Here is a 588-nt window from a genome sequence, read left to right as displayed (position 1 = left end):
CAGTTCCGGGTGCGCGGCCGGCATCTGCGCCAGCGCGCGCGCCAGCCGCTCGGCGTCGCCGGCGTCGGGGATCGGGTCGATCTCGCCGATGCGCGGCCACGACGCGGCCTCGCCGGCGTTGCACCACGGCGTGGCCGAGGCGATCGCGCCGTCGGCGGCGAAGCTGGCCTGCAGGCGGCTGAGCCAGCCCGGCGCCGGCACCGCGTCGGCGGCGAGCACGGCGACGTCGGCGTCGCCGCAGGCCTTGAGGATTTCGTCCAGGTGCGCGACCTCGCCGACCGGACGCTGGCGCCGGCTGTAGTCGGCGCGCAGGCGGGTGCTTTGCAGCCAGCGCTCGACGATGGCGTAGCCGCGCGGGCCGGACTGGGCGTCGTCGGCCAGCCACACCCGTGCGCCGGGCGGGGTACAGGCGTCGAGCGCGGCCAGGCAGGCGTCGAGGGCGTCGTCGTCGACGCCGACCGGGACGACCACGATCGGCAGGTCGCTCATCGCGGCGGCTCGGCATGCGGGAGGACGCGGACGCCGTCGTCGCCGCGATCGCCGGCGACCGCGCCGCCACCGCCGCTGCGGTGGCCGACCGGCCTGCGA

Annotated in this window: 1 protein-coding gene; it reads right to left on the bottom strand. The window is 78.1% G+C overall.

Annotated elements, in window-relative coordinates; translation table 11 throughout:
- Positions 1-489, bottom strand: a 489-nt coding sequence (locus A7A76_RS03365) for a glycosyltransferase (RefSeq protein WP_206409869.1), incomplete at its 3' end; no start/stop codon positions are given.
- Positions 490-588 lie beyond the last annotated feature (99 nt).

The sequence above is a fragment of the Lysobacter enzymogenes genome (assembly GCF_017168095.1).
Taxonomy (GTDB): Bacteria; Pseudomonadota; Gammaproteobacteria; order Xanthomonadales; family Xanthomonadaceae; genus Lysobacter; species Lysobacter enzymogenes_D.
Note: the sequence above shows the minus strand (reverse complement) of the source record. Positions and strands in the feature narration are given on the sequence as shown.